This is a genomic window from Ruegeria sp. BE9, from assembly GCF_056538765.1.
Genome location: NZ_JBQFTS010000001.1, coordinates 356,112 through 381,355 on the forward strand (window position 1 = coordinate 356,112; position 25,244 = coordinate 381,355).

The following is a 25,244-nucleotide window of genomic DNA, read 5'->3' on the forward strand; positions in this document are numbered from 1 at the left end:
CCAAAGGCCTCCGGTTTTCGTTTCAGGCATCGGCTTTTTCGTGCGTGAGCCGGGCGAACGCCTTTTCGGCCTCGTGATCGATATCCAGAGTTGGTGTCGTCATCGCGCCCGCATCAGGATCATCAAAAACCTGCCGATCCAGTTTACCGACGCGGTCCGCAACGATCGTGGTCACGACGGCATCTCCGGTTACGTTGACCACCGTGCGCATCATATCAATGATCCGATCAACGGCCAGGATAATGGCGATCCCATCTAGGGGCATTCCCAACTGATTCAGGACCATTGCCAACATAACGATGCCAACACCCGGCACACCTGCAGTACCGATCGAGGCCAGCACGGACACCGAGATGATCGTCAGGTAGCCCCCCAGACCCAGATCAATGCCATAGGCATTGGCCAGAAATACCGTCGCCACGCCGTGCATGATTGCTGTACCGTCCATGTTGATCGTCGCCCCCAGGGGTATGCCGAACGAAGCAACTGAGCGGTCTACGCCCACGCGCTGAGTCACGCATTGCATACTTGCTGGGATTGTTGCGTTCGAACTGGAGGTTGAGAACGCAAAGATCTGAGCTGATCGCATCTTGCGGAGAAAGGCGAGGGGGCTGAGGCCAGTGAACGCCCACAGCACGACCATCAACGTTACGCATAGATGGAAAACCAGTGTAAGGCTGATAGTTGCAAGATATCCAATAACCGGTGCGAACAGTCCAAAACCTTCCAGCGCAAATGTCTTGGCGATCAGGCAGAATACACCGATAGGAGCAAACGCCATGACAATTTCGACGATCTTCATTGAGAGATCGTTCATGAACGTGCAGCCTTCGACAAAGGACTTGGCCCGGTTTCCAATCATAAGGACGGCAATGCCGACAACAATGACGTAGAAGATGATCTGAAGCATCTCACCATTGGCCAGCGCCTGAACCGGGTTTTTTGGAACAATGTTCGCCAAGATCTGCCAGGTCGTCTGTTGCGATGCGACCGTGACGTCTTGATCCGCCAAGTTCATACTGTCGAAGCCCATGCCCGGGTTGATCAGATTGGCAAACAGCAGGGCCGTCGTCACCGCCAACGCGGTGGTCACCAGATATGTGACAAATGTCAGTCCCCCAACGCGGCCCAGAACCTTGATGTCGCCGATCCCGACCACTCCACAAAGCAGAGAGAACACAACCAAGGGCACGACCAGCATTTGAAGTGCATTCAGAAACATCTGGCCAATCATGGTGAAAAAACCGTTAACCAGGTTTTCTTGAAGGATCGGCACATCAGAATAGTTCAACACAAGTCCGACGACCGCCCCTGCGGTGAGTGCCACCAGAATCTGAGTGGTTAGATGTGCTGAAAGCAGTTTGCGCACAACATTTGTCATTCATCTTCCCCTTTGCCAAAACCAAAGCAGCAGGTCGGGAACCTGTTGCTGCAATCATTAAGTCACTGAGACCCTGCAATCCGGGCCGACGAAGTGTGCGATACTGCACGAAGTCAGGGTTAAGTGGTGACGCTAGGTAAGTTTTCAACCACTTGAGGCGACACGGGCAGAATTCTGGCGTCTTTGAATTGGCCGCTTTGCAAGCGGCCTTCGCGTGGTGGTTTGGAAAATAAATTTAAGAACAGTTAGTTAGCCTGATTTTTGAACTCAATTAAATCCCAGCGGTTCCCGAACGCGTCGCGCCAGACTGCGACGGTTCCATAAAGTTCATGCCGAGGTTCTTCCTCAAACTCTACGCCCGCTGAAACCATGGTAGCGTGGTCGCGGAAAAAGTTATCGGTCTCAAGAAAGAACCCTACACGCCCACCGGTTTGATTGCCGATCGCCTCTGCTTGTTTGCTTCCGTCTGCTTTCGCAAGCAACAAGGACGCTCCGCTTGAGCCGGGAGGCGCGACCCGAACCCAACGCTTGCCATCGCCCAGATCAATGTCCTGTAGCAACGTAAAGTTGAGAGTGCCGGTGTAGAAGGCAATAGCCTCGTCGTAATCCGGCACGACAAGCGTCACCGCATGAAGACTCTGTCGCATAGAGATTTACCCTTTGGTGGGATGACGGTCAGGCAGCTGAATACTCGCGACCTGCTCGGCGATCGGCGCAGTGGACAGCGGGTGATGATCTGAGTCCTTCAGTCCCGAAGGGTTATCGATACGCTTCCATCCACCTTGCATGTAGGCCTCAAGGCCAGAAAAGCGGGCCTTGTATCCCATCTTTGGGCTGCCGGGCACCCAATAACCCAAATAAACGTACGGCAATCCCGCCTCTCGAGCGATGTCTATATGGTCAAGGATCATATAAGTCCCCAAAGAGCTTTGAGGTTGCTCGGGGTCGTAGAATGAATAAACCATGCTCAGCCCATCGTCTAACACGTCGGTCAAGCTGACGGCTATCAGGTTGCTGGTTTCAGGGTCGATATACTCAACGACACGGCTACGGATCGGGGTTTCCTCGATCATTGCAGCGAATTCAAACACATCCATGTCGGCCATACCGCCGTCGGCGTGGCGTGTGTCCAGGTACCGCCGGAACAGATCGTATTGCTCATCTGTAGCCCAAGGTGAATTGGCCCTGCGCTGCAGATACGCGTTCTTCTTCACTGCTCGTTTCTGGCTTTTGCTTGGACGAAAGGCCGATACGTCGATGCGAGCGGATAGACACGCAGCGCAATCCGTGCAGGAAGGACGATAAAGAACGTTTTGAGACCGGCGGAAACCTTGCTGCGATAAAGAGTTGTTCAGTTGGTCTGCACCTTCACCCTGAAGGGCGGTGAACAACTTACGCTCCATCCTGCCCTCGAGGTAAGGGCAAGGTTGTGGTGCCGTCACATAGAATTGTGGCGCTATTGGCAGCGTGTGTCGCATGAAGGTCGCGTGTCTCCTGTGAACCGATGATAACAACGGTTCCGCAAACCGCCAAGTGATTCACGCTGCAGAATTTTTTACGCCCGCTGGTTGATCATAACGGTTCCAAGGAACGCGTCTGTCAGGCCTTGGCACCTTGAACTTGTCAGCATCATGATGACCGAAACCACCTGAACCAATAGGAAAGCCATGCTGACAAAGTAGCCCGCGGTATGGGCCACTGCTTTACCCGTATCCATGCGAGCGCCGAACGCGTCACGCAGTTCAATGCCCATGAAACGCATTCCCAGTGTGGCCGACCCGTTTGCGATCGTCACAACGCGGTAGACAAAACTGATGACGGCATAGATCAGGGGAAGAAAGAACACGCCCATGCCGAGCGTCAGGAATATCGGCACGATGCACAGCAGGGAAATAAAGGCGATATCGAAGAGCCAAGCGACAAAGCGTTTGGTCGCAACAGACCGATAAAACTCGGGCTGACTGTCTGGATCTGGCAGGTGAGTCATTCAGGATAATCCGGGTGGTTGATTGGAATAACCCTGTCCCGAACGCCGGGGCAGGGCAAGTTTGTATCAGGCGCGTTCGCCGTTTTCAGCTTCGTCACGGTTTTCGCGGGCGCGCTCATCCATGAACTGATCGAACTCGGCCTTGTCTTTGGCTTCACGCAGGCGGCGCAGGAACGCTTCGAAGTCCTGCTGTTCACGTTCAAGCCGTGCCAGAGTATCGGATTTATAGGCGTCGAAAGCGCTATTGCCTGAGGGCTTCATTGCGCTCATGTGGCTGTGCCAGGATTTACGACGGCTGCAGGACTTGCTGAACATGCGTTTGCTCCAGATCATATAAGCCAGAAGGGCGAGGCCGACAGGCCAGAAGAAAATGAAACCAAGGACCATGACGGCGATCCAGGCCCCTTTGCCTTTGTCGTCAAGCCAGGCTTCGACGCGGTATAGCCACCCCGGATTTTCAGGGACGGCGTGGTCGGACAATGCGGTCATTTGGGTTCTCCGGGTTTGATGTAAATTGCGTTCACATTGTCTAGATGGGGTGAATTTGGGCAGTTGCAAGAGGTCAATGTAAAAATGATTTACATCTGCCGAAATGCAGATATTGACGTTCCCTTTGAACGGGCGCACTTTCCGCCTATGCAACATGTTGATGAAACGACGCCCCCGACACTCGATGATATCCTAAAGCTGGAAAAGCAGGTTTGGCAGACCTTGGTGGATGGTGATGCTGACGCTGACCGAGCATTGTTGAGTGCCGATTTTCTTGGGGTTTATACTTCTGGCTTTGCTGGCCGGGACGAACATGTTGACCAATTTGCAGACGCTCCGACGATGCAGCGTTATGAACTGAGCGATCCGCGACTGCGAGTGCTTACGCCTGATATCGTATTGCTGTCCTATCGGGCCGACTATCAGCGTCCTGGAACTGAACTGTGGGAGGCGATGATGGTCTCATCCTTGTGGGAGCGTCGCGAGGATGCCTGGATCAACAGTTTCAGTCAGGATACGCCGCTGGAGAGCAAATGACCGAACCTCTAGCTATTCAAAGAATTCCGCGTGCATTTGATGCCTCTTTGGGTGAAGAAGCGCGTGCGGTTGTGCATGGCATAACCTCGGAACAAGGTGAGCTGGTGGCTGGTACGGCAGGCTCCAGCCCGTATCTCAAAAGCCTAATTGACCACGAAAAGGACTGGCTGCCTCAGGCGTTTCACCAACCAGATCAGGCTTTGTCGGATGTTATGGATGGTGTCCGCGCATTGCCGCCGGATCAGTTGAAGCCCGGACTGCGGCAAGCCAAGCGTCGGATGGCTTTGATTACGGCATTGGCAGATTTGGCAGGCGCTTGGCCGTTGGAAAAAGTAACCGCCGCCCTGACAGACTTCGGTGCGCTGGCGGCTGATGTCGCGGCAAAGGCTGAGATTGCCGCCCTTATTCGGCGGGGCAAATTGCCGGGAATGACCGATGATGATGTCGAAAACGCCGCCGGGATGATCATTCTGGCAATGGGTAAAATGGGCGCGCACGAGCTAAACTACAGTTCGGATATCGACCTCATCGTATTGTTTGATGAAACCCGATTTGACCCGGATGATTTCTATGATGCTCGGCACGGAATGGTTCGGGCGACCCGGAACTTTTGCGCGACGCTCAGCGACAAGACGGCCGATGGCTATGTGTTTCGTACCGACCTTCGCCTGCGCCCCGACCCTGCCGTAACACCGGTCTGTATGGCGGCTGAGGCAGCCGAGCGCTACTATGAAAGTCTTGGGCGAACGTGGGAACGTGCCGCCTATATCAAGGCGCGTCCTTGTGCAGGGGATATCGACGCCGGACAGCGTTTCCTGGACGCGCTGCGCCCATTCGTTTGGCGGCGCCATCTGGATTTTGCGGCGATTCAGGACGCACATGACATGCGTTTGAGGATTCGGGAAAACAAAGGCACAGGGGGCGCATTGTCCATTCCCGGGCACGACATGAAGCTGGGGCAGGGCGGCATCCGTGAGATCGAGTTTTTCACGCAAACCCGCCAATTGATCGCTGGGGGGCGCGATCCGGATCTGCGTGTTCGCGGAACTGTGCCCGGCTTGGCAGAATTGGCCGAAAAAAGCTGGGTGCCGCAGGATGTCGCCGAAAAACTGACTGAGCATTACCGAGCGCACCGAGAAGTCGAGCACCGAATTCAAATGGTGCACGATGCTCAGACCCACAAAGTTCCGCAATCGGCGGACGGTATCGAACGTGTGGCCTGTCTGATGGGGATCGACAGTGCCGATTTGACCGCTGATCTAACCCGTCGCCTGACTGAGGTGCATGAACTGACCGAAGGCTTTTTTGCCCCGGGTTCCACTGCGCCCGCGCCGAGCGGGGAGGTGAGCTTTGATCAGGGCATACTCGCCCGTTGGACGACCTATCCCGCATTGCGCTCGCAACGGGGCGCACGCATTTTCGAACGGCTTAAGCCCGAACTGCTTTCAAGGTTGGCCAAAACCGCGCAACCGGACGAAGCTTTGCGAGCGTTGGATGGGTTTCTGTCCGGCCTTCCAGCCGGGGTTCAGCTGTTCTCTCTTTTCGAAGCCAACCCGCATCTGATCGACCTGCTTGTTGATATCGTGGGCACGTCCCATGCCTTGGCGGCACATCTGTCGCGCAACGCGGCCGTTTTCGATGCTGTAATTGGCGGCAGTTTCTTTGATGACTGGCCGGGGCAGCCTGCCTTGCAGTCGGAACTGTCACAGGCGCTGTCGCAAGAGGCTGACTACGAAGCTCAACTCGATTTCGCCCGGCGCTGGTGTAAAGAGTGGCATTTTCGGATTGGTGTCCACCACTTGCGTGGCTTGATCAATGGCGTGCAAGCCGGACAGCAATACGCCGAACTGGCGAGTGCGGTTATCTCAGCGATCCTGCCGTGTGTGACAGAACAGTTTGCTAAAAAGCATGGGCCGGCACCGGGGCGCGGTGCGGCAGTGTTGGGTATGGGATCACTGGGGGCGGGTCGGATCAACTCGCAATCTGATTTGGATATGATTGTCATCTACGATCCGCTGGATCAGGACATGTCAGAGGGTCCGCGTCCGCTTGCCACGCGCACCTATTATGCGCGGTTCACGCAGGCGCTGATTACGGCGCTTTCGGCACCCATGTCCCAAGGTCGGCTGTACGAAGTCGACATGCGCCTGCGCCCCTCGGGGAACCAAGGCCCGGTCGCAACCAGTTGGGCGAGCTTCACGAACTACCAAAAAAACGAAGCTTGGGTCTGGGAGCATTTGGCCCTGACCCGCGCCCGCGTCATTGCTGGAAACGCAGAGCTTGCGCAGGATATCGAAGCTTTTCGCGCTGACTTGCTGTCGCAAAGTCAAGATCGTGGAAAGGTCTTGTGTGAAGTGGCCGAGATGCGCAGCAGACTTGCCGCGGCCAAGTCCCCGGCGGGAATTTGGGATGCCAAGAACGGGGCTGGTCGAATGATGGACATTGAGCTGATGGCCGAAACCGGCGCGCTGATGTCTGGCATCGCGCAACGTGATGTCCATGCTGGGTTAGATGGCGCTGTCGCAGCCGACTTACTGGACGTCGCTCAGGCGCAAACGCTCACGAACTGCTACGATTTATGCTGGTCGGTGCAATGCGCGGCGCGGTTGCTGTCTGGCAAGGTTATCGAAGCCGACAAAATCGGCGAAGGTGGTTCGGCGTTTCTGTGCCGCGCTACCGGTTTCGAGCAAGTCGAACAGTTGCAAGCCGCATTGCAGGAAAGCTATACAACCGCCGCCGAGATAATCGGTCGCGTGATCGGAGAGAAAGAAGATGGCGCGCAGTGACGATCCGAACGACCACAAGGGCCTGATCCGCGAGGCGTATCGGATTGACGGGATTACCTTGCCTGAATGCCGAAGCATCTTTTTGGATTGGGCACTTAGCCTTCCTGCCGACAGAGATCAAAATCAGGCCCTGACCGAATTGCACGCGCTATATTCTGCTCAGGACGCTGATCATCCGATGACACAGGTGCTTGCCGAAGGTCTACAATCGGCTCAGGCGCCGAAACGGCGCGGAGGGTGGCGTTCCCGGCCGCGCTAGGGCTTTCCCCCCGGCGCGTTCACCACTATGAGAGCGTCATGACCCAAGCCACTGACCGCCCCCGTATTCGTCTGAAACCCAAAGCCAACGCGCGCGGTCTGCGCCATGGTTTTCCTTGGGTCTATGCCAACGACATCGTCACTGACCGCCGGACCCGCAAAATTCCGGCCGGAGCGTTGGCTATCCTCGAAGACGAGAAGCGCGCGCCAATTGCGCTGGTCGCAGTAAACCCCGACTCTAAGATCATGTGCCGTGTTCTGGATCGCGATCTTGATGCGGAATTGAATTCCGAATGGTTCGAAACCCGGTTGCAACGCGCCCTGGAAATGCGAGAACGCCTTTTCGATGCGCCGTACTACCGCTTGATCCACGCCGAGGCTGATGGTTTTCCCGGTGTGATTATTGACCGCTTTGGCGATGCTTGTGTGATTCAGCCAAATGCGGCCTGGGCCGAAACGCATTTGGAAACCCTCACTGATGCACTGGTCGCGGTCACTGGGGTAAAGACCGTTCTCAAAAACGCTTCGGGTCGGACGCGGGGGCTCGAAGGGCTGGATGAAGTTAACCAAACGCTGTGTGGCACAGCGCCAGATGCGCCTTTACCGGTTCCCATGAATGGTGCGACCTACATGGCCGACCTTACCGGCGGTCAAAAAACCGGTCTGTTCTACGATCAGCGACCAAACCACGCTTTTGCTGCAAAGTTGGTGAAGCCCGGCGCTGATGTGTTGGACGTGTTCAGCCATGTGGGCGGGTTCGGACTTGCCATGTTGGCTGGTGGAGCAGGACAAGCGCTGTCTGTTGATGGATCTGCTGCTGCATTAACGTTGGCTGCGAAAGGAGCCAAAGCGACAGGCTGTGGAGACCGCTTTCAGACACGGCAAGGAGACGCGTTTGACGTGCTGACTCAATTGGGTGAAGAGGGTGCTCAATTTGACGTGGTCATCTGCGACCCTCCTGCTTTCGCACCCTCGAAACAGGCGCTGGACGCAGGTCTTCGTGCTTATGAGCGTATTGCACGTCTAGCCGCGCCGTTGGTTAAGCCGGGCGGTTATTTAGGTTTGTGCTCGTGTTCTCATGCGGCCGATTTGGGGCGGTTCCGCGATGCGTCCTCGCGCGGTATTGGCCGGGCGGGGCGCCAGGCACAGTTGATCCACACGGGTTTTGCCGGTCCGGATCACCCGCAGCTACCGCAGTTGGCAGAAAGCGGATACCTCAAAGCTGTGTTCTATCGGTTGTGAAGGCCGTTCTTGATACCTGCGTCATCTACCCTACGGTGATGCGAGAGATGCTTCTTGGCGCTGCAAGGCAAGGCCATTTCACCCCTGTCTGGTCAGCTCGCATCCTAGAGGAATGGGCGCGCGCGGCTCGCAAACTTGGCCCGAACGGCGAAGCGCAGGCTCGCAGTGAAATCGCGTTGACCCGCGCCCATTGGCCAGCAGCGGAACATCCTGCGGTTCCTGGGTTAGAGCAACGTTTGTGGCTTCCAGATAGTGCTGACATCCATGTTCTGGCTACGGCCGTATCGGCCTCGGCGGATGTAATCGTGACGGTGAACGCCAAGGATTTTCCCAATAACATCCTTCTGGAAGAAGGGCTTGATCGACGCGACCCCGATGGACTGCTACAAGGTATCTGGCAGAGCGATCCTGATGGTATGGCCGAAATAGCGAACCGTGTTTTGTCCGAAGCGAACCGCCTTTCCGGTAGCCAATGGGATTTGCGAGCCTTGATGAAAAAGGCACGTCTTCCAAGGCTGGGCAAGGCCCTCACGTCTTAGGCCCTCTTTAACTTGGAGGGGTTTTGCCTACAAAAAAGGAAGCTATTCGCCTGTATTCCAGCGCTGCTCTAGTGCCTCGAGCGCCGCAATGCGTTCGTCCGTTTTGGGGTGGCTCATTAACCAAGCAGGGACAACACCTGCACGTTGCTGCGTCAGGTCTTCCAATTTGTGGAACAAGGATTTCTGCGGCCCGATGCCGATGCCTGCTTTGGTCAGCAAGGCGGCGGCGTATTCATCCGCCTCATATTCATCCCCACGCGACAGGCGCGAAGCCAGCAAGTGGGTCAGCATATTGGCAATCCATGCACCGATAAAAGGGATGAACCGATTTAACAACATCATCAGCGCCGCGCGCATGGCATTCTGGCCGGAGAAGTCGATCATTCGACGTCGCGCATGACCTAGCGCTACGTGACCCAACTCATGAGCAATCACGCTGGCCATTTCCTCGGCCGAGACCTCGCCGTTAAGGAACTTTCGATAGAACCCACGAGTGATGAAAATTCGCCCGTCAGGGGCGGCTAAGCCGTTCACCGGATCAATCTCGTAAATGTAGACAGGTACACGGTCGATCTCGAGCGCGGCTGCCAAGCGGTCGGTCATACGCTTTAGTGCCGGATCGGCCAGTTCGGTCGACTTTGCGTCCAGTTCGCGATGAGTGCGCCAGACGGAAATCCGGTACATCACAAAAGCATAGGCAATTGCCAAAAGGATCGGGGTTAAACGAAGCATACGTTTGATATGGCTCTGGGCGGCAGGATAGGCAACCGGGCTAGCACATTTGTGCGGTAAAGAGTGGGCGTCCTATTTTCGTCAGAATTTCCTTATAGCCCGAAACTCGCAGGGGAAATTTAGTAAGGTTGAGTTGCTCATGAAGGGTTTCTGTTTACGGGTTTACAGTTCGTGCCTTCGATCTTTTGGGCATTACGGAATTCTCCTTTCTGTGGCTGCTGCCGGGATGCTGGTTTACGGTCTGTCTCACGGGTTTCACATTGGGCCACTGATCTTTTCCACGGTAATTGCGTTTGGTCTGAGTTTGACAATGGGCCTTTCAAGGTTGAGGCCTAATTGGCTTGCTGATCCGGACGGCATACTAAAGGGGATAATCATCTTTGTTGGCTCGGGCCCGCTGATGCTTCTGTTTGGTGTAGTGGCGATGACGATTGTCGTGCCCTTGGGTTTGGAGTCAGATTTAGGCAAATCTCTGTCGATACTGATCGCTCTGCCAGCTTTGGTGTTGGGGAATGTGATGGGCTGGGCTGCGCTGATCTATGGGATTTGGCCAAGCAAAGGTAAATCCAATCCGCCGACCCAGACGAATGCCCCGGTACCGGTGGAACCGACGACAAGCGCCGACTTGCGCAACCTTCGCCACTCACGCATGAGCAGATGAGCTTTGAGTTACCGCGTTAACTCGCGCATACCCTGTTCCAACCCAGCTAGTGTCATCGGCACCATACGATCTTCAAAAATCTCTTGAATCATGCCGATAGAATGCGTGTACCCCCAGTATTTTTCGGGCACGGGGTTGATCCACAGATTTGATGTCCACTGATCGCGCGCACGCTGTAACCAGACCTGACCGGATTCTTGGTTCCAGTGCTCGTTTGCACCGCCTGGGTAGGCGATCTCATACGGGCTCATCGAGGCGTCGCCTACGAAGATACATTTGTAGTCCGGTCCATAGGTGCGCAGGACCTCATGGGTAGGGGTCTGCTGATCCCAACGGCGTCGGTTGTCGCGCCAGACACCTTCGTAGAGGCAGTTGTGAAAATAGTAGTATTCTAGATGCTTGAACTCGGTCCGGGCGGCCGAGAATAGTTCCTCAACCACTTTGATGTGCGGGTCCATTGATCCGCCGACGTCCAGAAACAGCAGTACCTTTACCGCGTTGTGACGTTCGGGGCGGGTCTTCACATCCAGATAGCCATGCTCGGCGGTGGCGCGGATAGTTCCGTCGAGATCCAGTTCCTCGGCAGCGCCTTCACGAGCCCAACGACGCAGCCGCTTGAGGGCGACCTTGATGTTGCGGGTTCCTAGTTCAACTGTGTCGTCTAAGTTTTTGAATTCACGCTTATCCCAGACCTTGACTGCACGTTGGTGGCGGCTTTCCTTTTGGCCAATGCGGACGCCTTCGGGATTGTACCCATAGGCCCCGAACGGTGATGTACCGGCGGTGCCAATCCACTTGTTTCCGCCCTGATGGCGACCTTGCTGCTCCTTGAGACGCTCGCGCAGCGTTTCCATCAGCTTGTCAAAGCCGCCAAGCGCCTCGATCTCGGCCTTTTCTTCTTCAGACAGGTGCTTTTCGGCCATCTTGGCCAACCAGTCCGAGGGGATATCAACTGCCTCGAGAACCTGATCAAAGCTGATCTCGTTCAGACCTTCGAAACTCGCTGCAAAGGCACGGTCGAACTTGTCGATGTTGCGTTCATCTTTCACCATCGAGACGCGCGCGAGGTAGTAGAACGCCTCGACGTCATAGGTGGCCAGGCCCTTTTTCATGCCCTCCAGAAACGTCAGGTATTCGCGTAGGGAAACGGGAATGCCAGCTTTGCGGAGGTTTTCGAAAAAGGGGAGAAACATCGGTTACACCACGAAACGCACAAGGATCAGAGACAACACTAATCCGACAAGCGCGAAAGCAATGCCATAACCGGCTGCGTATTGAGCCATATCAGCCCTGTTTCCATTGCGTTTGCGCGCTGTCAGCGCCCCCAGGATTGCCCCGAGCACCGCCATTCCCAGAACCACGATCATGTTGCGTTATCTTTCTATCTCATTGGTCGAGTTGTCAGCATCGTCCTGCTTTAGCATCCGATCCAACTTTCCCGAGCCAAATCCGTATCGTGCCCATCTCAGACTGTCCAGCCTGACGGGGCGTGCCTCTTCGAACCGACCGGCCTGGCTGAGCGCTTCGGACTTCAGCAAGAGGAGTATTGCGAGCTGCGATGCATTTTGGGCCTGAGTCATGGTGTCGATTGCATCGTCCAGTTCGGGTAAAAGTTCGGGGCCTCGTCCTTGAGCCAGAGCATAGGCACCCAGTTGAGCAGTGATATAGGCCTGATGTAGTTCGGTGCCCGGAGTAGCGCGTAAATACTGCAGGGCGGTTTCATACTGGATGTACGCTTCTTCAGGGTTTTCGAACTGGTCCATGCGGCCGATTACATAATGAGGGTAGGCACGTCTGTGGTCAGTCCAGCCCTCTCTTTGGCCAATTCGGGCAGCTTTTTCTGCAAACCTCAGGCGGCTCTCAGCACTGCGATCTGGGTGTAAGGACTTGTGGATCGCCTTCACCCAATTATGCGGCGTTTCAGAAACCTGCTGCGCTGGCACACGGTCGCCGCGCGGGTTGAGGCGGGTCAGGATACCCGGAAGGACAGCCTCTACCTGGTCTCGGGTCATGCCGTTACGCAGTTCAGGGGCATAGGTTGCGCGTAGGATGAGCATGTCGAAACCGGTCAGGACGCTGTGAATGTTGTCATCGTTGAACACAGAATCCGGCAGGTGATACAGATCATTGAGTGGCCCAAGAGCCTGAGCGATCTCTTCGTGCAGGCAATCGCGCTTCTCTTGCGGGCTGGCGTCGTACGGGATGAAAATGCCCAGCCTTTCGCGACGTCGCAACTTGGCCCAGTCACTTTTCGGCTTCATGCGGTCGCGGCGGTACTCTTCGAGGGTCGTCACGTTCAAGGCAACAAAACAGGCAGCCTGAGGTAAGACGTCCGCGATCTGCTCCTTGCTGACCGCTGTGATGGTAATGTTCGCCGGTCCCTTTTTGACTTTACGGATATCTATGCCTGCCTCACGCCGCAGGCGATTCAGAAGCAGATCTAAGTCCTGTTCCATTGTTGGTGTGGCTGCGCCCGTCAAAAGCACAGAGACCGGGGGATCAAACCGGGTAAAGGCAGGTAAACTTGTGCCGCTCTCAAGTGCGAAATGCAGCGAGATAAAGTCTGCTGCGATGTTCTTATTCGAACGAGCTGGCGGGGTAGGGGTCGCGCGTGTAAATGCCTTGGGCAAAGGCGCTTCTTCAATCGCCTGAACTTTGGTCGGCGTGTCCGGTGGGTCGACTGAGGCACATCCGGTTAGGGCCGCGCCAAAAAGGATCACGGCCCATCGCATCATGGGCGCTGGTACCGGATGAATGGCGTCTGCTTGCCAATGCGGTCATATAGCTTGCGCGCCGTATGGTTAAACTCTTGCGTGAGCCAATAAACGGACGGAGCGCCTTGGCGGTCGGCTTCGTCATATACGGCTTCGATCAGAGCCTTCCCAACACCAGTGCCGCGTGACTCGGGACGGGTAAAAAGATCTTGCAGGTAGCAGACAGATTCAACTTTCCACGCATGACGGTGGAACAGGTAATGGGTTAACCCAACCAAACGTCCGTCGCTCTCCGCGACAAAACACGAAAAATCATGCGGATCATTTGCAAGCAGCCGGGCAAAAGTGCTGTCGTAGATCTCATCCGCAACCGTTGTTTCATAGAAAGCTAGGTAGTCCCGCCACATATCGTACCATTCGGCGCGATCCTCTGGGCGCAGCGCGCGGATTGTCAGGGTGTCAGCCAATCAAGAAGCCTCTTACAGTCGCGTCAGAAACGCCCGGCAAAACCGAGCGGCGGTCGGACAATGCTGACATCCGGCCATCCTCAAATCAAGCAGGGATCACCGGAAGTTCAGAAATGTCAGCGTTTACTGCGTGCCATGAAAGCAAGGCGTTCGAACAGATGCACATCCTGTTCATTCTTCAAAAGAGCGCCGTGCAGCTTAGGCAAAGCGTTTGCGCCGTCACGCTTAAGGTCTTCTGCCGTCAGGTCTTCCGCAAGTAGCAGCTTGAGCCAATCCAGTACTTCCGATGTCGACGGCTTCTTTTTCAATCCTTGCGTTTCCCGGATTTCATAGAACTGAGTCAGCGCGGTTGTCAGAAGCGCATCCTTGATGCCGGGATGGTGTACTTCGACGATCCGGCGCATGGTCTCTTCGTCCGGGAAGCGGATGTAGTGGAAGAAACAGCGGCGCAAAAACGCGTCAGGCAGCTCTTTTTCGTTATTTGACGTGATGATGACGATCGGGCGGTTTTTGGCGCGGATCGTCTCAGCTGTTTCGTAGACGTGGAACTCCATCTTATCGAGTTCCTGCAGCAGATCGTTGGGAAACTCGATGTCAGCTTTGTCGATTTCATCAATCAACAACACGACCTTTTCGTCTGCATCGAATGCTTGCCACAGTTTGCCTTTGCGAATGTAGTTCGAAACGTCATGCACGCGTTCATCGCCCAACTGACTGTCGCGCAATCGGCTTACGGCGTCATACTCGTACAGTCCTTGCTGCGCACGAGTTGTGGACTTCACGTTCCACTCGATCATTTTCAGACCCAGTGCGCCTGCTACTTGCTTGGCCAGCTCGGTCTTGCCAGTTCCGGGTTCCCCTTTGACAAGCAGAGGCCGCTCTAGTGTCACGGCGGCATTCACCGCGATGGTCAGATCGTCTGTGGCAACGTATTCTGCTGTACCTTGGAAACGTGCGGTCATTGGCCCCTCATCAAGTGTCGCCCTGCTTACAGACACGGGGTTATCGCGGGGCAAGAAATTTGACAAGCGGCGTCGCTGCGTCGTTCAGAGGGAAATTGCCGTGCAACTACAGTGCCTTTGGTTGATTCGGGCGCTAACAGGCTCCGCGACATTTTTGGAGTTGCCCAAAAATCGCCTGCCAATTTTCACAGAAAAACAAGGTTTTGTTGTTTGTAGTCTCATATTTAGACGGTGTGTGGTGACGCCGCGGAGGAGCGACGTTTGGATAGTGACATTCGCTGCGTCGTCGGATAAACGCTCCGCAGAAGGGGAATGCCGCATGTCGGGAAATGAGAGAGAGACCGGCGTTGCAGGCCGCACCGAGGGAGCAAAAATGAAGCAGGAAGTATTTCTGCCCGAGGATTATCGTCCAGCCGAAGACGAACCATTTATGAACGACAAGCAGCTTGAGTATTTTCGTCGTAAGCTGCTGGACTGGAAAAACGAACTTTTGGCAGGCAGCCGCGATACGATCGAAGGGCTGCAAGACAACACCCGTAACATTCCGGACGTTGCCGACCGCGCAAGCGAGGAAACCGACCGCGCGCTGGAACTGCGTACGCGTGACCGCCAGCGCAAGCTGGTCGCCAAGATCGACTCGGCGCTGCGCCGTATCGACGAAGGTGAATATGGGTACTGCGAGATGACGGGTGACCCGATTTCGCTGAAACGTCTGGATGCGCGTCCTATCGCGACGATGACGCTTGAGGCGCAAGAGCGTCATGAGCGCCGCGAGAAGGTTCACCGCGACGATTGATCGCTGGGAAATACTGGAATTCTCAAACGCCGGGGCCTGTAGCCTCGGCGTTTTTGCGTTATGGCAGTGCCATGAATATCGACGGTCTGAAATTCAGTGTCATTGGCGGTGGAATAGGAGGGCTCGCTGCCGCTCTGACGCTGCGACAACGCGGGGCTCTTGTTACGGTTCTGGAACAGGCGCCAGCCCTGACTGAGGTAGGCGCTGGCCTTCAGATCAGCGCAAACGGGATGGCGGTTCTAAGGGCTCTTGGCGTTGTGGGGAACGTGCCCGAAGGCGGACAGCTTTCGCATGGAACGATACTGCGCGACTACCGCAAGGGTCGTGTGATCAGCAGAATCCCAGCTCCTGCAGCAGGTCCAACATACTATTACCATCGTGCCGACTTACTTGATCTGTTGCACAGGGCGGCGGTAGAGGCGGGTGTCGACGTGCGTCTGGGTGCGCGTGTGTCCAGTGTTGTCAAACATCCAAATGAGGCAGAGGTTGTTCTAGAGGATGGCCAACGTCTTGTTTCGGAATGCGTTGTCGCTGCAGATGGTGGTCGCAGTGCAATCCGGCCAATTCTGAACGGAGCCGAAGCGCCTCAATTCACGCATCAGATTGCTTGGCGCGCCACGATCCCTTGGTCGCAGCGCGAAGAGATGCCGCGCGCTTCTCTGACAATGGGGTCGGGGCGCCACGTGGTCACCTATCCGCTACGCGATCAAGGTCTGATGAACGTGGTCGCGATAGAAGAACGATCGGACTGGCAGGAAGAAGGGTGGCGTCTGCAAGGCAACCCCGACGATCTTCGCGCGCGCTTTGCGGATTTCGGTGGTCCTGTAGCCGAGATTCTCGGCGAAGTGACCGAAACCCATCTTTGGGCTCTGTTCCTGCGCCCGGTCGCGCAAAACTGGCAGAACGGACGTCTGGCTCTTTTAGGTGATGCTGCGCATCCAACACTGCCCTTTATGGCTCAAGGCGCTTGTTTGGCGCTTGAGGATGCATGGGTTCTGTCGCGAGCGTTCAAGGAGCAATCGGGTGCAACGCAGGCTTTGGCCGCCTACGAAGCTCAACGACGCACAAGAGCAAGTCGGGTGGTTGCGGCCGCCGGAGCCAACGCGCGGAATTTCCACCTGCGCGGACCGATGCGGTTGGCAGCACAGTTGGCGCTTATGGCAGTTGGTGCTCAACTGGCGAAAAAATACGAATGGATTTACAGCTACGACGCAACGGCTTGAGGGTTTACAGGTCGAGGTCGACCCAAACCGGTACGTGATCCGAAGGCTTTTCATGCCCGCGCACAGCAGCATCAATCTGGCAGTCACGCATCAGATCAGCGGCTTGCGGAGTGAGCAAAAAGTGATCGATGCGAATACCATCGTTCTTATTCCAGGCGCCGGCCTGATAATCCCAAAACGAATAGTGGCCGGGGCCTTGGGTGCGCGCCCGGAAGGCTTCGGTGAACCCGAGGTTCAGAATCTTACGAAACGCCGCCCGACTTTCAGGGCGGAACAACGCATCCTCGCGCCAAGCGTCCGGTCTGGCCGCATCTTCGGCCTGTGGGATGATGTTGTAGTCACCTGCCATTAGCGCGGGCTCTTCGCTTGCCATCAGATCGCGTGCTCGGTGATACAGGCGTTCCATCCAGGCCAGCTTGTAGTCGTATTTCGGACCGGGAACCGGATTACCATTGGGCAGATATAGGCCGCAAATTCGCAGCGCCTTTTTGCCAATCACCGTTGCCTCGATCCAGCGCGCCTGTTCATCCTCGTCATCGCCGGGCAAGCCACGCGAGACATCCTCGAGGGGCAGCTTCGAAAGGATCGCAACGCCGTTAAAGCTTTTTTGCCCGTGCGTTTCGACGTTGTAGCCACGCTCTTCGAGCATTTCGCGTGGAAAGTTCTCGTCGATCGACTTGATCTCTTGGAGCAGCGCAACATCCGGTTGCGCTTCGTCCAGCCACCGGGGCAGGGCTTCGGCCCGCGCTTTGATGCCATTGATGTTGAACGTGGCGATTTTCATGCGCGATCCTCCGGCTGGCTGCCGGTTGATCTATCCCTCAACCGTGCGAGCAGGGCAAGGTCACATTGAAAATGAAGTGCCGCAACCGCACGATGAGGTCGCATTGGGGTTCTCGATAACGAACCGCGCGCCGATCAACTCTTGTGTAAAATCGATGACCGCGTTTTCAAGAAACGGCAATGAAATCGCGTCCACGATGACCTTTTGGCCTTTGCCTTCCAAAACAAGATCATCTTCTTTTGGTTCGTCCAGCGCGATTTCGTATTGAAAACCGGAACATCCGCCGCCTTCCACCGCGACGCGCAAAGCTTGCCCCTGATCCGCCGCGCCAATTTCGGCGAGTCGTTCAAAGGCGCGTTCAGTGACTGTTGGGGGCAGATTCATGCCAGACTCCAAAGGTTTATTTCCTAAGCACATTACAATATATGGAACGTTAGGACAGGCGACAAGGACAAGACCTTTGGACAGAGCGGGTTTTGCCTCGGACCCAGGCCGCGCGAGAGGGCGGCTTGTGCCGGAGGAAGAGAACAGTTTCAGGTCGTGCTTTCAGCGTGATCGAGACCGGATCATTCATGCCAGCGCGTTTAGGCGGCTTAAACACAAAACTCAGGTTTTTGTTGAGCATGAAGGGGATAGCTATCGGACACGCCTAACTCATTCGATCGAAGTTGCACAGGTGGCTCGGACGATTTCAGGTGCGCTTGGCCTGAACCCCGAACTTACAGAAGCAGTGGCCTTAGCGCATGATTTGGGACACACGCCCTTTGGGCACACTGGTGAAGACGCGTTGCATGACTTGATGGAGCCGTATGGCGGGTTTGATCATAACGCACAGGCCATTCGGATCGTTACAAGTTTGGAGCGGCACTATGCCGAGTTCGACGGTTGCAATTTGACCTGGGAGTGTCTTGAGGGAATTGCCAAGCACAACGGGCCTGTTACGGGCCAGCTTCCTTGGGCCCTGGCAGAATGCAACGGCGCCTTTGATCTCGAGCTTCACACACACGCAAGTGCCGAGGCACAAGTGGCCGCACTGGCCGACGACATTGCTTACAACAACCACGATTTGCTGGATGGTCTGCGCGCAAACCTTTTTACGGACGATGAAATCCAGCAGCTTCCAATCATAGATGCGTGTTACGCCGAGGTCGACCGCAAATACCCGGGCCTTGATCCTTATCGCAGACGGCACGAAGCGTTAAGGCGTGTATTTGGTGTGATGGTTGCGGATGTAATCGACACGTCGCGCGCGCTGATTGCCGGATCGGGGGCCAATACAGTCGAAGACATTCGACATCTGGGCTACCCGGTTATTCAGTTTTCCCAGGCCCTTTGGGCGCAGCTTAAAGAAATTCGGTCATTCCTGTTTAAACGGATGTATCGTGCCCCCAGCGTGATGGTGGTTCGTGCCGAAGTCAGCTCGGTCGTGCGTGACTTGTTTCCGATTTACCTAAGTGACCCTAAGCAAATGCCCGAGCGTTGGCACAGCGATATCGACGCTGCGCCAGACGAAACTGCTTTGGCCCGGATTGTGTCGGACTATATTGCCGGAATGACCGATCGGTTCGCCCTACAGGACCATAAACGGCTAATAGGGCGATAATTATTCGACCCCGATATAGGCAAGTGCCCAGACCTGTTGGCCGGCCTGCTCTTGCGCCAGTTCCGCATCCTCGGTTGGGGGGAATACGATCATGGTAGGCCCGTAACCCCCAATACCCATAGGAGCCCCATCTGCATGCGTGGCAACAATGGGCTGGTGTGCTGTGATGCTATCCCACTGAATTTCGGACTGATAACCATCCAGAGCCATGGGCTTGGCTGTTTTTCCCGCCGCCCCGGCCATTGTCATAACATCCGACAATAAAGGACCTGAAAACGCGATGTCGCGGCGGTTGTTTTCCGGGCCATAGGTGACTCTGATTTCAACCTGTTCCAGACCATCCAACATGGCGGCGTCGAAACCTGCCGCACCGTCGTGTTGAACCTCAAGATACCCTAGCAGGCCGCCGTCGTTTTCTCCGCGTGGGGGTAGATTTGCTTCGGTAACTGCTCCGCCCAGTGTCAGCAGGACATGGCCTGTGGGTTCCGGGATGTCGGCCCATGCAGGCAAGGATGTTGTCAGCAAAAGGGTAAAGGGCAGGGCAAGGCGCATCAAACGGACTCCGAAGCATTGATTTCCTGTGACCTTAGCCCCGTTTACGGCTAATCCAAGCGGAAACTGATCGCTTCCATTGACCTTACCGCTTCTCGTGATAAACCGCCCGGCAAGCAAAAGGACATCCGAAATGAACCTGTTTTCCGAGATCCGCGGCCTCGTACTGGACGCGCTTGCACAGATGCAGTCCGAAGGCGCGCTGCCCGAGGGGCTGAGCTTTGATAACGTGGCGGTCGAACCGCCGCGCGACGCCGCGCATGGCGACATGGCGACCAATGCTGCGATGGTGCTGGCGAAACCGGCCAAAATGAAACCGCGCGACATTGCCGATGTGTTGGCCGGGAAACTGGCAGCTGATGACCGCATCACCAGTGCCGAAGTGGCCGGACCGGGCTTTTTGAACCTGCGGCTTGCGCCGTCGGTTTGGCAAGGAGTGCTTGCGGCGGTTCTTGAGAAGGGTACCGATTATGGCCGCTCGGCTATGGGCCATGGGCAGAAGGTCAACGTAGAATACGTCTCCGCCAACCCGACCGGCCCGCTGCATGTTGGCCATACCCGGGGCGCGGTTTTTGGTGACGCGCTGGCGAGCCTGCTGGCCTATTCCGGCCACGACGTGACCCGCGAGTACTACATCAACGATGGCGGCGCGCAAGTGGATGTACTGGCGCGCTCGGCCTATGAGCGCTATCGCGAAGCCAATGGCCTTAGCCCCGAGATTGCCGAAGGGCTTTACCCCGGCGACTACCTGATCCCGATCGGCGAAGCGCTGAAAGAGAAATATGGCGACAGTCTGATTGACAAGCCAGAAAGCGAATGGCTGGAAGACCTGCGCAACTTCGCCACCGACGCGATGATGGATTTGATCCGCGCAGACCTGAAGGCGCTGGGCGTAGAGATGGATGTGTTCTTCTCGGAAAAATCGCTCTATGGCACCGGTCGGATCGAGGCTGCTTTGGCATCGCTGACAAAGAAAGGCCTAATCTACGAAGGCGTGCTGGAACCGCCGAAGGGTAAGAAACCCGAGGATTGGGAGCCGCGCGAGCAAACCTTGTTCAAGTCCACCGAGCATGGTGATGACGTCGACCGCCCGGTTAAGAAGTCGGATGGCAGCTGGACCTATTTCGCTCCGGATATTGCCTATCACTATGACAAGGTGAGCCGTGGCTTTGATGCGCTGATCGACGTGTTTGGTGCTGATCACGGCGGTTATGTCAAACGGATGAAAGCGGCAGTTTCAGCGCTGTCCGATGGCAAGGTGCCGCTGGATATCAAGCTGACACAGTTGGTGAAGCTGTGGAAGAATGGCGAGCCGTTCAAGATGTCAAAACGGGCGGGGAATTTTGTTACCTTACGCGACGTTGTCGATCAGGTTGGCCCCGACGTGACCCGTTTCGTTATGCTAACACGTAAGAACGACGCGCCTTTGGATTTCGATTTCGACAAGGTGCTTGAGCAGAGCCGAGAGAACCCCGTGTTCTACGTGCAATACGCCCATGCTCGCGTTATGAGCGTCCTGCGTCGTGCTGCCGAAGCTGATATCGCCGCCGATGATGCGACCCTCAAGGGGGCTGATCTTAGCAAGAACGACCACGCCTCTGAACTGACCGTCGCGAAGAAGCTGGCCGAATGGCCGCGTCTTGTCGAGATTGCCGCGCGCACCAATGAACCACACCGCGTTGCATTTTACCTGTATGAACTTGCAGGGGATTTCCACGCCCTGTGGAACAAGGGCAATGACGAAACGCAACTGCGGTTCATCCAGGATGGCGATGTTGCCACAAGCCAGTCAAAAATCGCATTGGCCCGGGCTGTTTCTGTTGTGATTTCAGCGGGCTTGGGTATTCTTGGCGTCACTCCGGCGCAGGAGATGCGGTAACAAACTCCGCCCGACGCGCCGGTACGAGGTAGGCAAGAAATGACCCGCGCGCCTTATTTTCCGGCGTGAATCGGGCGGTGAGGCGGACATGGCTAGTTACGATTACTCGGGGCAAATGCGCCCCGAGCAGATGCATTACACGAATCAAGCGCATCCTCAGGATGGGTATGAATATTCCGATGACATGCACGGATACGAAGAAGCACCACGCGCCGCGGGGCTGGGCCGTATCGTAAATGCGTTGGGTGCTGTTGCGTCTTTGGCTCTTGTCGCTGGTATCGGCGTCTGGGGTTATAAACTTATCATGCGCGACGTCAGCGGTGTGCCGGTTGTCCGGGCGATTGAGGGACCGATGCGTATCCAGCCGGATAACCCGGGTGGAACTCCTGCAGATCACCAAGGGTTGGCTGTGAACGCTGTTGCCGCTGTCGGAACCGCAGCGCCACCGGCGGATCGTTTGATCCTTGCGCCGCGTCCTGTGTCCCTGGCTGATGAGGACACGCCAATTGAGCCCCTGAAGCCGACTCCTGCTGTGCACGTGGTCGAGGAACAGATCTCGAACCAAGAGGCTGCGCAACTGCGTCAAGGCTCTGTTGATGCGCTGGTTGCTGAACTGGCTGGAGAGGCCGCAAAAATCGACGAACCGACAGAGGAAGGCGTGCAGCTGGCTTCTCTGACGACGCCAGAGGAAGAGCCCGCAATTGACCCTGCCGATTTGGCTGCTCAGTTGCCCGATCCAGAGTTGGCTGCTCTGCCCGGTGTTCGCCGCTCGTTGCGTCCGATTACACGTCCGGCTCGGACGGTCCGCAGCGGGGTTTCAGCAAACAGCAGCACCGAAGATGCGATAAACGCCGCGGTGAAAGCTGCCGTTGGTGTGGATGTCGATCCCAGCACTTTGTCCAAGGGAACACGTATGGCGCAGCTTGGCGCATACGAAAGCTCTGATGTGGCGCGTGCTGAATGGAGCCGCCTGAACTCAAAATTCGGCGATTATATGGACGGAAAACAGCGGGTTATTCAGAAAACTTCGCGCGGTGGACGGACTTTCTATCGTCTGCGTGTACTTGGGTTTGATGACCTGAGTGACTCTCGTCAATTCTGCGCCGCACTCGAAGCACGGGGCGCCGATTGTATTCCGGTGGCTGCTCGTTGACTTTTGGCGCAGCGATCACTGATGCAGAAGGCCTGCGCCTGACATCCGAAGAGAAGCGGTTGTTCCGTGAAATGAACCCGTTCGGGTTCATTTTGTTTGCCCGAAACATCGAAACGGCGGATCAGGTCCGAGCCCTGTGCGATGATTTCCGCGAGGCTGTAGGTCGAAATTGTCCCATTACCATCGACCAAGAAGGTGGCCGAGTGCAGCGTCTGCGTTCACCTATCGCTCGGGAGTGGATGCCTCCGCTGGATCACGCTGAACAGGCTGGTGATCAGGCCGAACGGGCGATGTACTTGCGGTATCGCCTGATCGCGGATGAGCTTTTCGGCCTTGGTATCGACAGCAACTGCGCGCCTATGGTTGATGTTGCACGCGAAGGGACGCACGCTTTCCTGAAGAACCGTTGCTATGCGGCGGATCCTGAAGCGGTTTCCCGAATTGGCCGGGCTGTCGCGCAAGGACATCTGGACGGAGGTGTTTTACCAGTGGTCAAGCACGTGCCGGGTCATGGTCTTGCGACTTTGGACAGCCACTATGACCTGCCTCATGTTGATTTGCCGTTGGAAGAACTCGACAGTCAGGACTTTGCCCCTTTCCGTGTTCTGAATGACCTGCCGATGGGGATGACCGCGCATCTGGTCTATGACCGTATCGATCCGCAACCGGCGACGATTTCACCGACGATGATCGGCCTTATCCGCGATAAGATTGGCTTTGATGGGCTGATAATGACGGATGATATCTCGATGAAGGCGCTCAGCGGGTCTTTGTCGGACTTGTCGCAAAAATCGCTGCAAGCTGGGTGCGACGTCGTTCTGCACTGCAATGGCAGTTTTGCGGAGCGCGCCGAGGTGATGGAGGCCGCAGGCGCAATGTCCGATGCTGCGCAAACCCGGGCCGAACGCGCCTTGGCGATGCGTAAAGCACCACAGGAACTTGACATCCAAGCCGCCGAGGCTGAACTATCTGCCCTAATGGGCGGGCAGGTATATGAACGATAACCTTTTCAGCGAAGACCCGGTCTCGGTCGCAGATCGTCTTGCGGCCGAAGCGCTGATCGTTGATGTCGACGGGTTCGAAGGCCCGCTGGACGTTTTGCTGACCTTGTCGCGGACGCAAAAAGTTGATCTCCGGAAAATCTCTGTTCTGGCGCTGGCACAGCAATACCTGGCCTTTGTGGAAAAGGCCCGTGCGTTGCGGATTGAACTGGCCGCCGATTATCTGGTGATGGCCGCGTGGCTGGCATTCCTGAAATCCCGATTGTTGCTTCCTCCTGATCCCGATGACGAAGGGCCTTCGGGTGAAGAACTTGCTGCGCACCTGGCGTTCCAGTTGGAGCGTCTTCAGGCTATGCGCGATTCTGCCGCCCGACTGATGGCACGCGATCAGCTTGGCCGCGATTTCTTCAAGCGGGGGCAGGGTGAGGACATCACCCGCATCCGCACCGTGACTTATTCCGCTACGCTGTTGGACCTGATGCAGGGCTATGCCCGTATTCGTACTCGGGACGAATTCCGCCCCTTTGTGATGGATCGCGATGCGGTGTTCACGATGGAGCAGGCGCTGGAACGAATGCGTCCGCTGATTGGATTTGCTGGCACTTGGACAGATATGGAGACCTATTTGCCCGACGGCTGGGACGCGGATCCTGTGCGCCGCCGCTCGGCCACAGCGGCGACTTTTGCGGCCTCGCTGGAGTTGGTGAAAGAAGGACATATGGAGATCAAGCAGAGCGAGACGTTTGCTCCGATCCATTTGCGTAAGAGGACTGAAACACGTGACTGACGCCCCCGAAGACGAAGGCACCGGCACCCTGTTTGAAGCTCCGCCACTGGCCGAACAGGAACGCATGGTCGAAGCTGTCCTGTTCGCCAGCGCTGAGCCTGTAACAATCTCGGATCTTGAGGCAAGAATGCCCCATGGCAGCGACGCAGCACAGGCAGTCGATCTACTTAGAAAACGTTACGAGGGGCGTGGCGTACGCGTTGTGCGTGTGGGTGAGGCATGGGCAATCCGCACAGCACCCGATTTGGGATTTTTGATGCAGAAAGAAACGGTTGAGACACGAAAACTCAGCCGTGCGGCGATCGAAACGCTTGCAATCGTCGCCTATCATCAGCCCTGTACGCGTGCCGAGATTGAAGAAATTCGCGGAGTCTCAGTCTCGCGTGGGACCATCGATCAATTGCTTGAGATGGAGTGGATTCGTCTGGGACGGCGTCGCATGACTCCGGGTCGACCAGTCACATTCGTTGTGACACCGCAATTCCTTGACCATTTTGGGCTAGAGAACGCCCGCGATCTGCCCGGTCTCAAAGAGTTGCGCGCGGCAGGATTGCTTGAGAACCGTCCGCCGCCAGGAACGATTCCTTTGGGTGAAGGGCGTGATGACGAAGAAGATGAGGATCAGACTGAACTGTTCGAGGAAGAGTGATCTAAGTCCCCTTTTTCTCCGCTACAATTTGCTTATGTAGGTGGACAGAACACGGAGTTGAG

At 56.1% G+C, this 25,244-nt stretch carries 28 protein-coding genes; 14 read left to right on the forward strand and 14 right to left on the reverse strand.

Annotated elements, in window-relative coordinates; genetic code table 11:
• Window positions 1–22: 22 nt before the first annotated feature.
• The 5 genes from ACR0EO_RS01685 to ACR0EO_RS01705 all read right to left on the reverse strand — a co-directional run bounded on the left by ACR0EO_RS01685 (window position 23) and on the right by ACR0EO_RS01705 (window position 3,857).
• A complete protein-coding gene (locus ACR0EO_RS01685) occupies window positions 23–1,381 on the reverse strand; it encodes a dicarboxylate/amino acid:cation symporter (RefSeq protein WP_480686674.1) in 1,359 nt (452 codons plus the stop codon).
• Window positions 1,382–1,626: 245 nt separating this feature from the next.
• Entirely contained in the window at window positions 1,627–2,028 is a 402-nt protein-coding gene (locus tag ACR0EO_RS01690; protein WP_480686675.1) for a VOC family protein, read from the reverse strand.
• A 6-nt stretch (window positions 2,029–2,034) separates the two neighbouring features.
• The gene (locus ACR0EO_RS01695; protein WP_480686676.1) at window positions 2,035–2,859 is read right to left on the reverse strand and encodes an arginyltransferase; all 825 of its coding nucleotides are present in this window, start codon (window positions 2,857–2,859) and stop codon (window positions 2,035–2,037) included.
• A gap of 77 nt (window positions 2,860–2,936) precedes the next feature.
• The gene (locus ACR0EO_RS01700) at window positions 2,937–3,368 is read right to left on the reverse strand and encodes an RDD family protein (protein WP_480686677.1); all 432 of its coding nucleotides are present in this window, start codon (window positions 3,366–3,368) and stop codon (window positions 2,937–2,939) included.
• A gap of 66 nt (window positions 3,369–3,434) precedes the next feature.
• Window positions 3,435–3,857, reverse strand: a complete 423-nt coding sequence (locus tag ACR0EO_RS01705) for a DUF2852 domain-containing protein (protein ID WP_480686678.1) — start codon at window positions 3,855–3,857, stop codon at window positions 3,435–3,437.
• 84 nt (window positions 3,858–3,941) lie between these two features.
• On the opposite strand from ACR0EO_RS01705, the gene ACR0EO_RS01710 reads away from it, so the two are divergent.
• Genes ACR0EO_RS01710 through ACR0EO_RS01730 form a run of 5 tightly spaced genes read left to right on the forward strand, consistent with a single transcriptional unit; the run spans window position 3,942 to window position 9,219 of the window.
• Window positions 3,942–4,394: a DUF4440 domain-containing protein gene (locus ACR0EO_RS01710; RefSeq protein WP_480686679.1), complete on the forward strand. Its 453-nt coding sequence runs from the start codon at window positions 3,942–3,944 to the stop codon at window positions 4,392–4,394.
• Window positions 4,391–7,180: a [protein-PII] uridylyltransferase family protein gene (locus tag ACR0EO_RS01715; RefSeq protein ID WP_480686681.1), complete on the forward strand. Its 2,790-nt coding sequence runs from the start codon at window positions 4,391–4,393 to the stop codon at window positions 7,178–7,180. The genes ACR0EO_RS01710 and ACR0EO_RS01715 overlap by 4 nt, the downstream gene beginning before the upstream one ends.
• Window positions 7,167–7,439 carry a hypothetical protein gene (locus tag ACR0EO_RS01720; RefSeq protein ID WP_480686682.1) on the forward strand — a complete coding sequence of 91 codons (273 nt, stop codon included), beginning with the start codon at window positions 7,167–7,169 and terminating at the stop codon, window positions 7,437–7,439. The genes ACR0EO_RS01715 and ACR0EO_RS01720 overlap by 14 nt, the downstream gene beginning before the upstream one ends.
• A 38-nt stretch (window positions 7,440–7,477) precedes the next feature.
• Window positions 7,478–8,680, forward strand: coding sequence for an RSP_2647 family RNA methyltransferase (locus ACR0EO_RS01725; RefSeq protein WP_480686683.1), 1,203 nt, complete (start codon window positions 7,478–7,480; stop codon window positions 8,678–8,680).
• Window positions 8,677–9,219 (forward strand): RSP_2648 family PIN domain-containing protein, encoded by a 543-nt coding sequence (locus ACR0EO_RS01730; protein ID WP_480686684.1) that lies wholly within the window; start codon window positions 8,677–8,679, stop codon window positions 9,217–9,219. Before ACR0EO_RS01725 ends, ACR0EO_RS01730 begins: the two co-directional genes overlap by 4 nt.
• Window positions 9,220–9,261: 42 nt before the next feature.
• On the opposite strand, the gene ACR0EO_RS01735 is transcribed toward ACR0EO_RS01730, so the two are convergent.
• Complete coding sequence (locus ACR0EO_RS01735) at window positions 9,262–9,951, reverse strand: M48 family metallopeptidase (protein ID WP_480686686.1); 690 nt, start codon at window positions 9,949–9,951, stop codon at window positions 9,262–9,264.
• Between the two features lie 211 nt (window positions 9,952–10,162).
• On the opposite strand from ACR0EO_RS01735, the gene ACR0EO_RS01740 reads away from it, so the two are divergent.
• Entirely contained in the window at window positions 10,163–10,612 is a 450-nt protein-coding gene (locus ACR0EO_RS01740) for a hypothetical protein (protein ID WP_480686687.1), read from the forward strand.
• 8 nt (window positions 10,613–10,620) lie between these two features.
• Here the strand turns inward: ACR0EO_RS01740 and ACR0EO_RS01745 are convergent, their stop codons facing one another.
• The 5 genes from ACR0EO_RS01745 to ACR0EO_RS01765 all read right to left on the reverse strand — a co-directional run bounded on the left by ACR0EO_RS01745 (window position 10,621) and on the right by ACR0EO_RS01765 (window position 14,755).
• Window positions 10,621–11,805, reverse strand: coding sequence for a vWA domain-containing protein (locus ACR0EO_RS01745; protein WP_480686688.1), 1,185 nt, complete (start codon window positions 11,803–11,805; stop codon window positions 10,621–10,623).
• Between the two features lie 3 nt (window positions 11,806–11,808).
• Window positions 11,809–11,979, reverse strand: a complete 171-nt coding sequence (locus tag ACR0EO_RS01750) for a hypothetical protein (RefSeq protein ID WP_480686690.1) — start codon at window positions 11,977–11,979, stop codon at window positions 11,809–11,811.
• 6 nt (window positions 11,980–11,985) lie between these two features.
• On the reverse strand, window positions 11,986–13,347 hold the full coding sequence (locus tag ACR0EO_RS01755; RefSeq protein WP_480686691.1) for a DUF2927 domain-containing protein: 1,362 nt from the start codon (window positions 13,345–13,347) through the stop codon (window positions 11,986–11,988).
• Entirely contained in the window at window positions 13,344–13,793 is a 450-nt protein-coding gene (locus tag ACR0EO_RS01760; RefSeq protein WP_480686693.1) for an N-acetyltransferase family protein, read from the reverse strand. Before ACR0EO_RS01760 ends, ACR0EO_RS01755 begins: the two co-directional genes overlap by 4 nt.
• 116 nt (window positions 13,794–13,909) lie before the next feature.
• Complete coding sequence (locus ACR0EO_RS01765) at window positions 13,910–14,755, reverse strand: AAA family ATPase (protein WP_480686694.1); 846 nt, start codon at window positions 14,753–14,755, stop codon at window positions 13,910–13,912.
• Between the two features lie 373 nt (window positions 14,756–15,128).
• Between ACR0EO_RS01765 and dksA the strand changes: the two genes are divergently transcribed.
• A complete protein-coding gene (gene dksA, locus ACR0EO_RS01770; RefSeq protein WP_170382828.1) occupies window positions 15,129–15,551 on the forward strand; it encodes an RNA polymerase-binding protein DksA in 423 nt (140 codons plus the stop codon).
• Between the two features lie 71 nt (window positions 15,552–15,622).
• Window positions 15,623–16,774, forward strand: coding sequence for an FAD-dependent monooxygenase (locus tag ACR0EO_RS01775; RefSeq protein WP_480686695.1), 1,152 nt, complete (start codon window positions 15,623–15,625; stop codon window positions 16,772–16,774).
• Window positions 16,775–16,778: 4 nt separating this feature from the next.
• Here the strand turns inward: ACR0EO_RS01775 and xth are convergent, their stop codons facing one another.
• Window positions 16,779–17,558, reverse strand: coding sequence for an exodeoxyribonuclease III (xth, locus tag ACR0EO_RS01780; protein ID WP_480686696.1), 780 nt, complete (start codon window positions 17,556–17,558; stop codon window positions 16,779–16,781).
• Window positions 17,559–17,618: 60 nt separating this feature from the next.
• The gene (locus tag ACR0EO_RS01785; protein ID WP_058277565.1) at window positions 17,619–17,942 is read right to left on the reverse strand and encodes a HesB/IscA family protein; all 324 of its coding nucleotides are present in this window, start codon (window positions 17,940–17,942) and stop codon (window positions 17,619–17,621) included.
• A 76-nt stretch (window positions 17,943–18,018) separates the two neighbouring features.
• Here ACR0EO_RS01785 and ACR0EO_RS01790 point away from each other — a divergent pair, with 76 nt between their 5' ends.
• A complete protein-coding gene (locus ACR0EO_RS01790; protein ID WP_480686697.1) occupies window positions 18,019–19,161 on the forward strand; it encodes a deoxyguanosinetriphosphate triphosphohydrolase in 1,143 nt (380 codons plus the stop codon).
• On the opposite strand, the gene ACR0EO_RS01795 is transcribed toward ACR0EO_RS01790, so the two are convergent.
• Window positions 19,162–19,713: a putative pterin-binding protein gene (locus tag ACR0EO_RS01795; protein ID WP_480686698.1), complete on the reverse strand. Its 552-nt coding sequence runs from the start codon at window positions 19,711–19,713 to the stop codon at window positions 19,162–19,164.
• Window positions 19,714–19,846: 133 nt separating this feature from the next.
• Here ACR0EO_RS01795 and argS point away from each other — a divergent pair, with 133 nt between their 5' ends.
• From argS to scpB, 5 genes are all read left to right on the forward strand, one after another.
• Window positions 19,847–21,592, forward strand: coding sequence for an arginine--tRNA ligase (gene argS, locus ACR0EO_RS01800; RefSeq protein ID WP_480686700.1), 1,746 nt, complete (start codon window positions 19,847–19,849; stop codon window positions 21,590–21,592).
• Window positions 21,593–21,680: 88 nt separating this feature from the next.
• The gene (locus tag ACR0EO_RS01805) at window positions 21,681–22,745 is read left to right on the forward strand and encodes an SPOR domain-containing protein (protein WP_480686702.1); all 1,065 of its coding nucleotides are present in this window, start codon (window positions 21,681–21,683) and stop codon (window positions 22,743–22,745) included.
• On the forward strand, window positions 22,742–23,749 hold the full coding sequence (nagZ, locus tag ACR0EO_RS01810; protein WP_480686704.1) for a beta-N-acetylhexosaminidase: 1,008 nt from the start codon (window positions 22,742–22,744) through the stop codon (window positions 23,747–23,749). The genes ACR0EO_RS01805 and nagZ overlap by 4 nt, the downstream gene beginning before the upstream one ends.
• Entirely contained in the window at window positions 23,739–24,533 is a 795-nt protein-coding gene (locus ACR0EO_RS01815; protein ID WP_239343554.1) for a segregation and condensation protein A, read from the forward strand. Before nagZ ends, ACR0EO_RS01815 begins: the two co-directional genes overlap by 11 nt.
• A complete protein-coding gene (scpB, locus tag ACR0EO_RS01820) occupies window positions 24,526–25,182 on the forward strand; it encodes an SMC-Scp complex subunit ScpB (RefSeq protein ID WP_480686705.1) in 657 nt (218 codons plus the stop codon). The genes ACR0EO_RS01815 and scpB overlap by 8 nt, the downstream gene beginning before the upstream one ends.
• Window positions 25,183–25,244 lie beyond the last annotated feature (62 nt).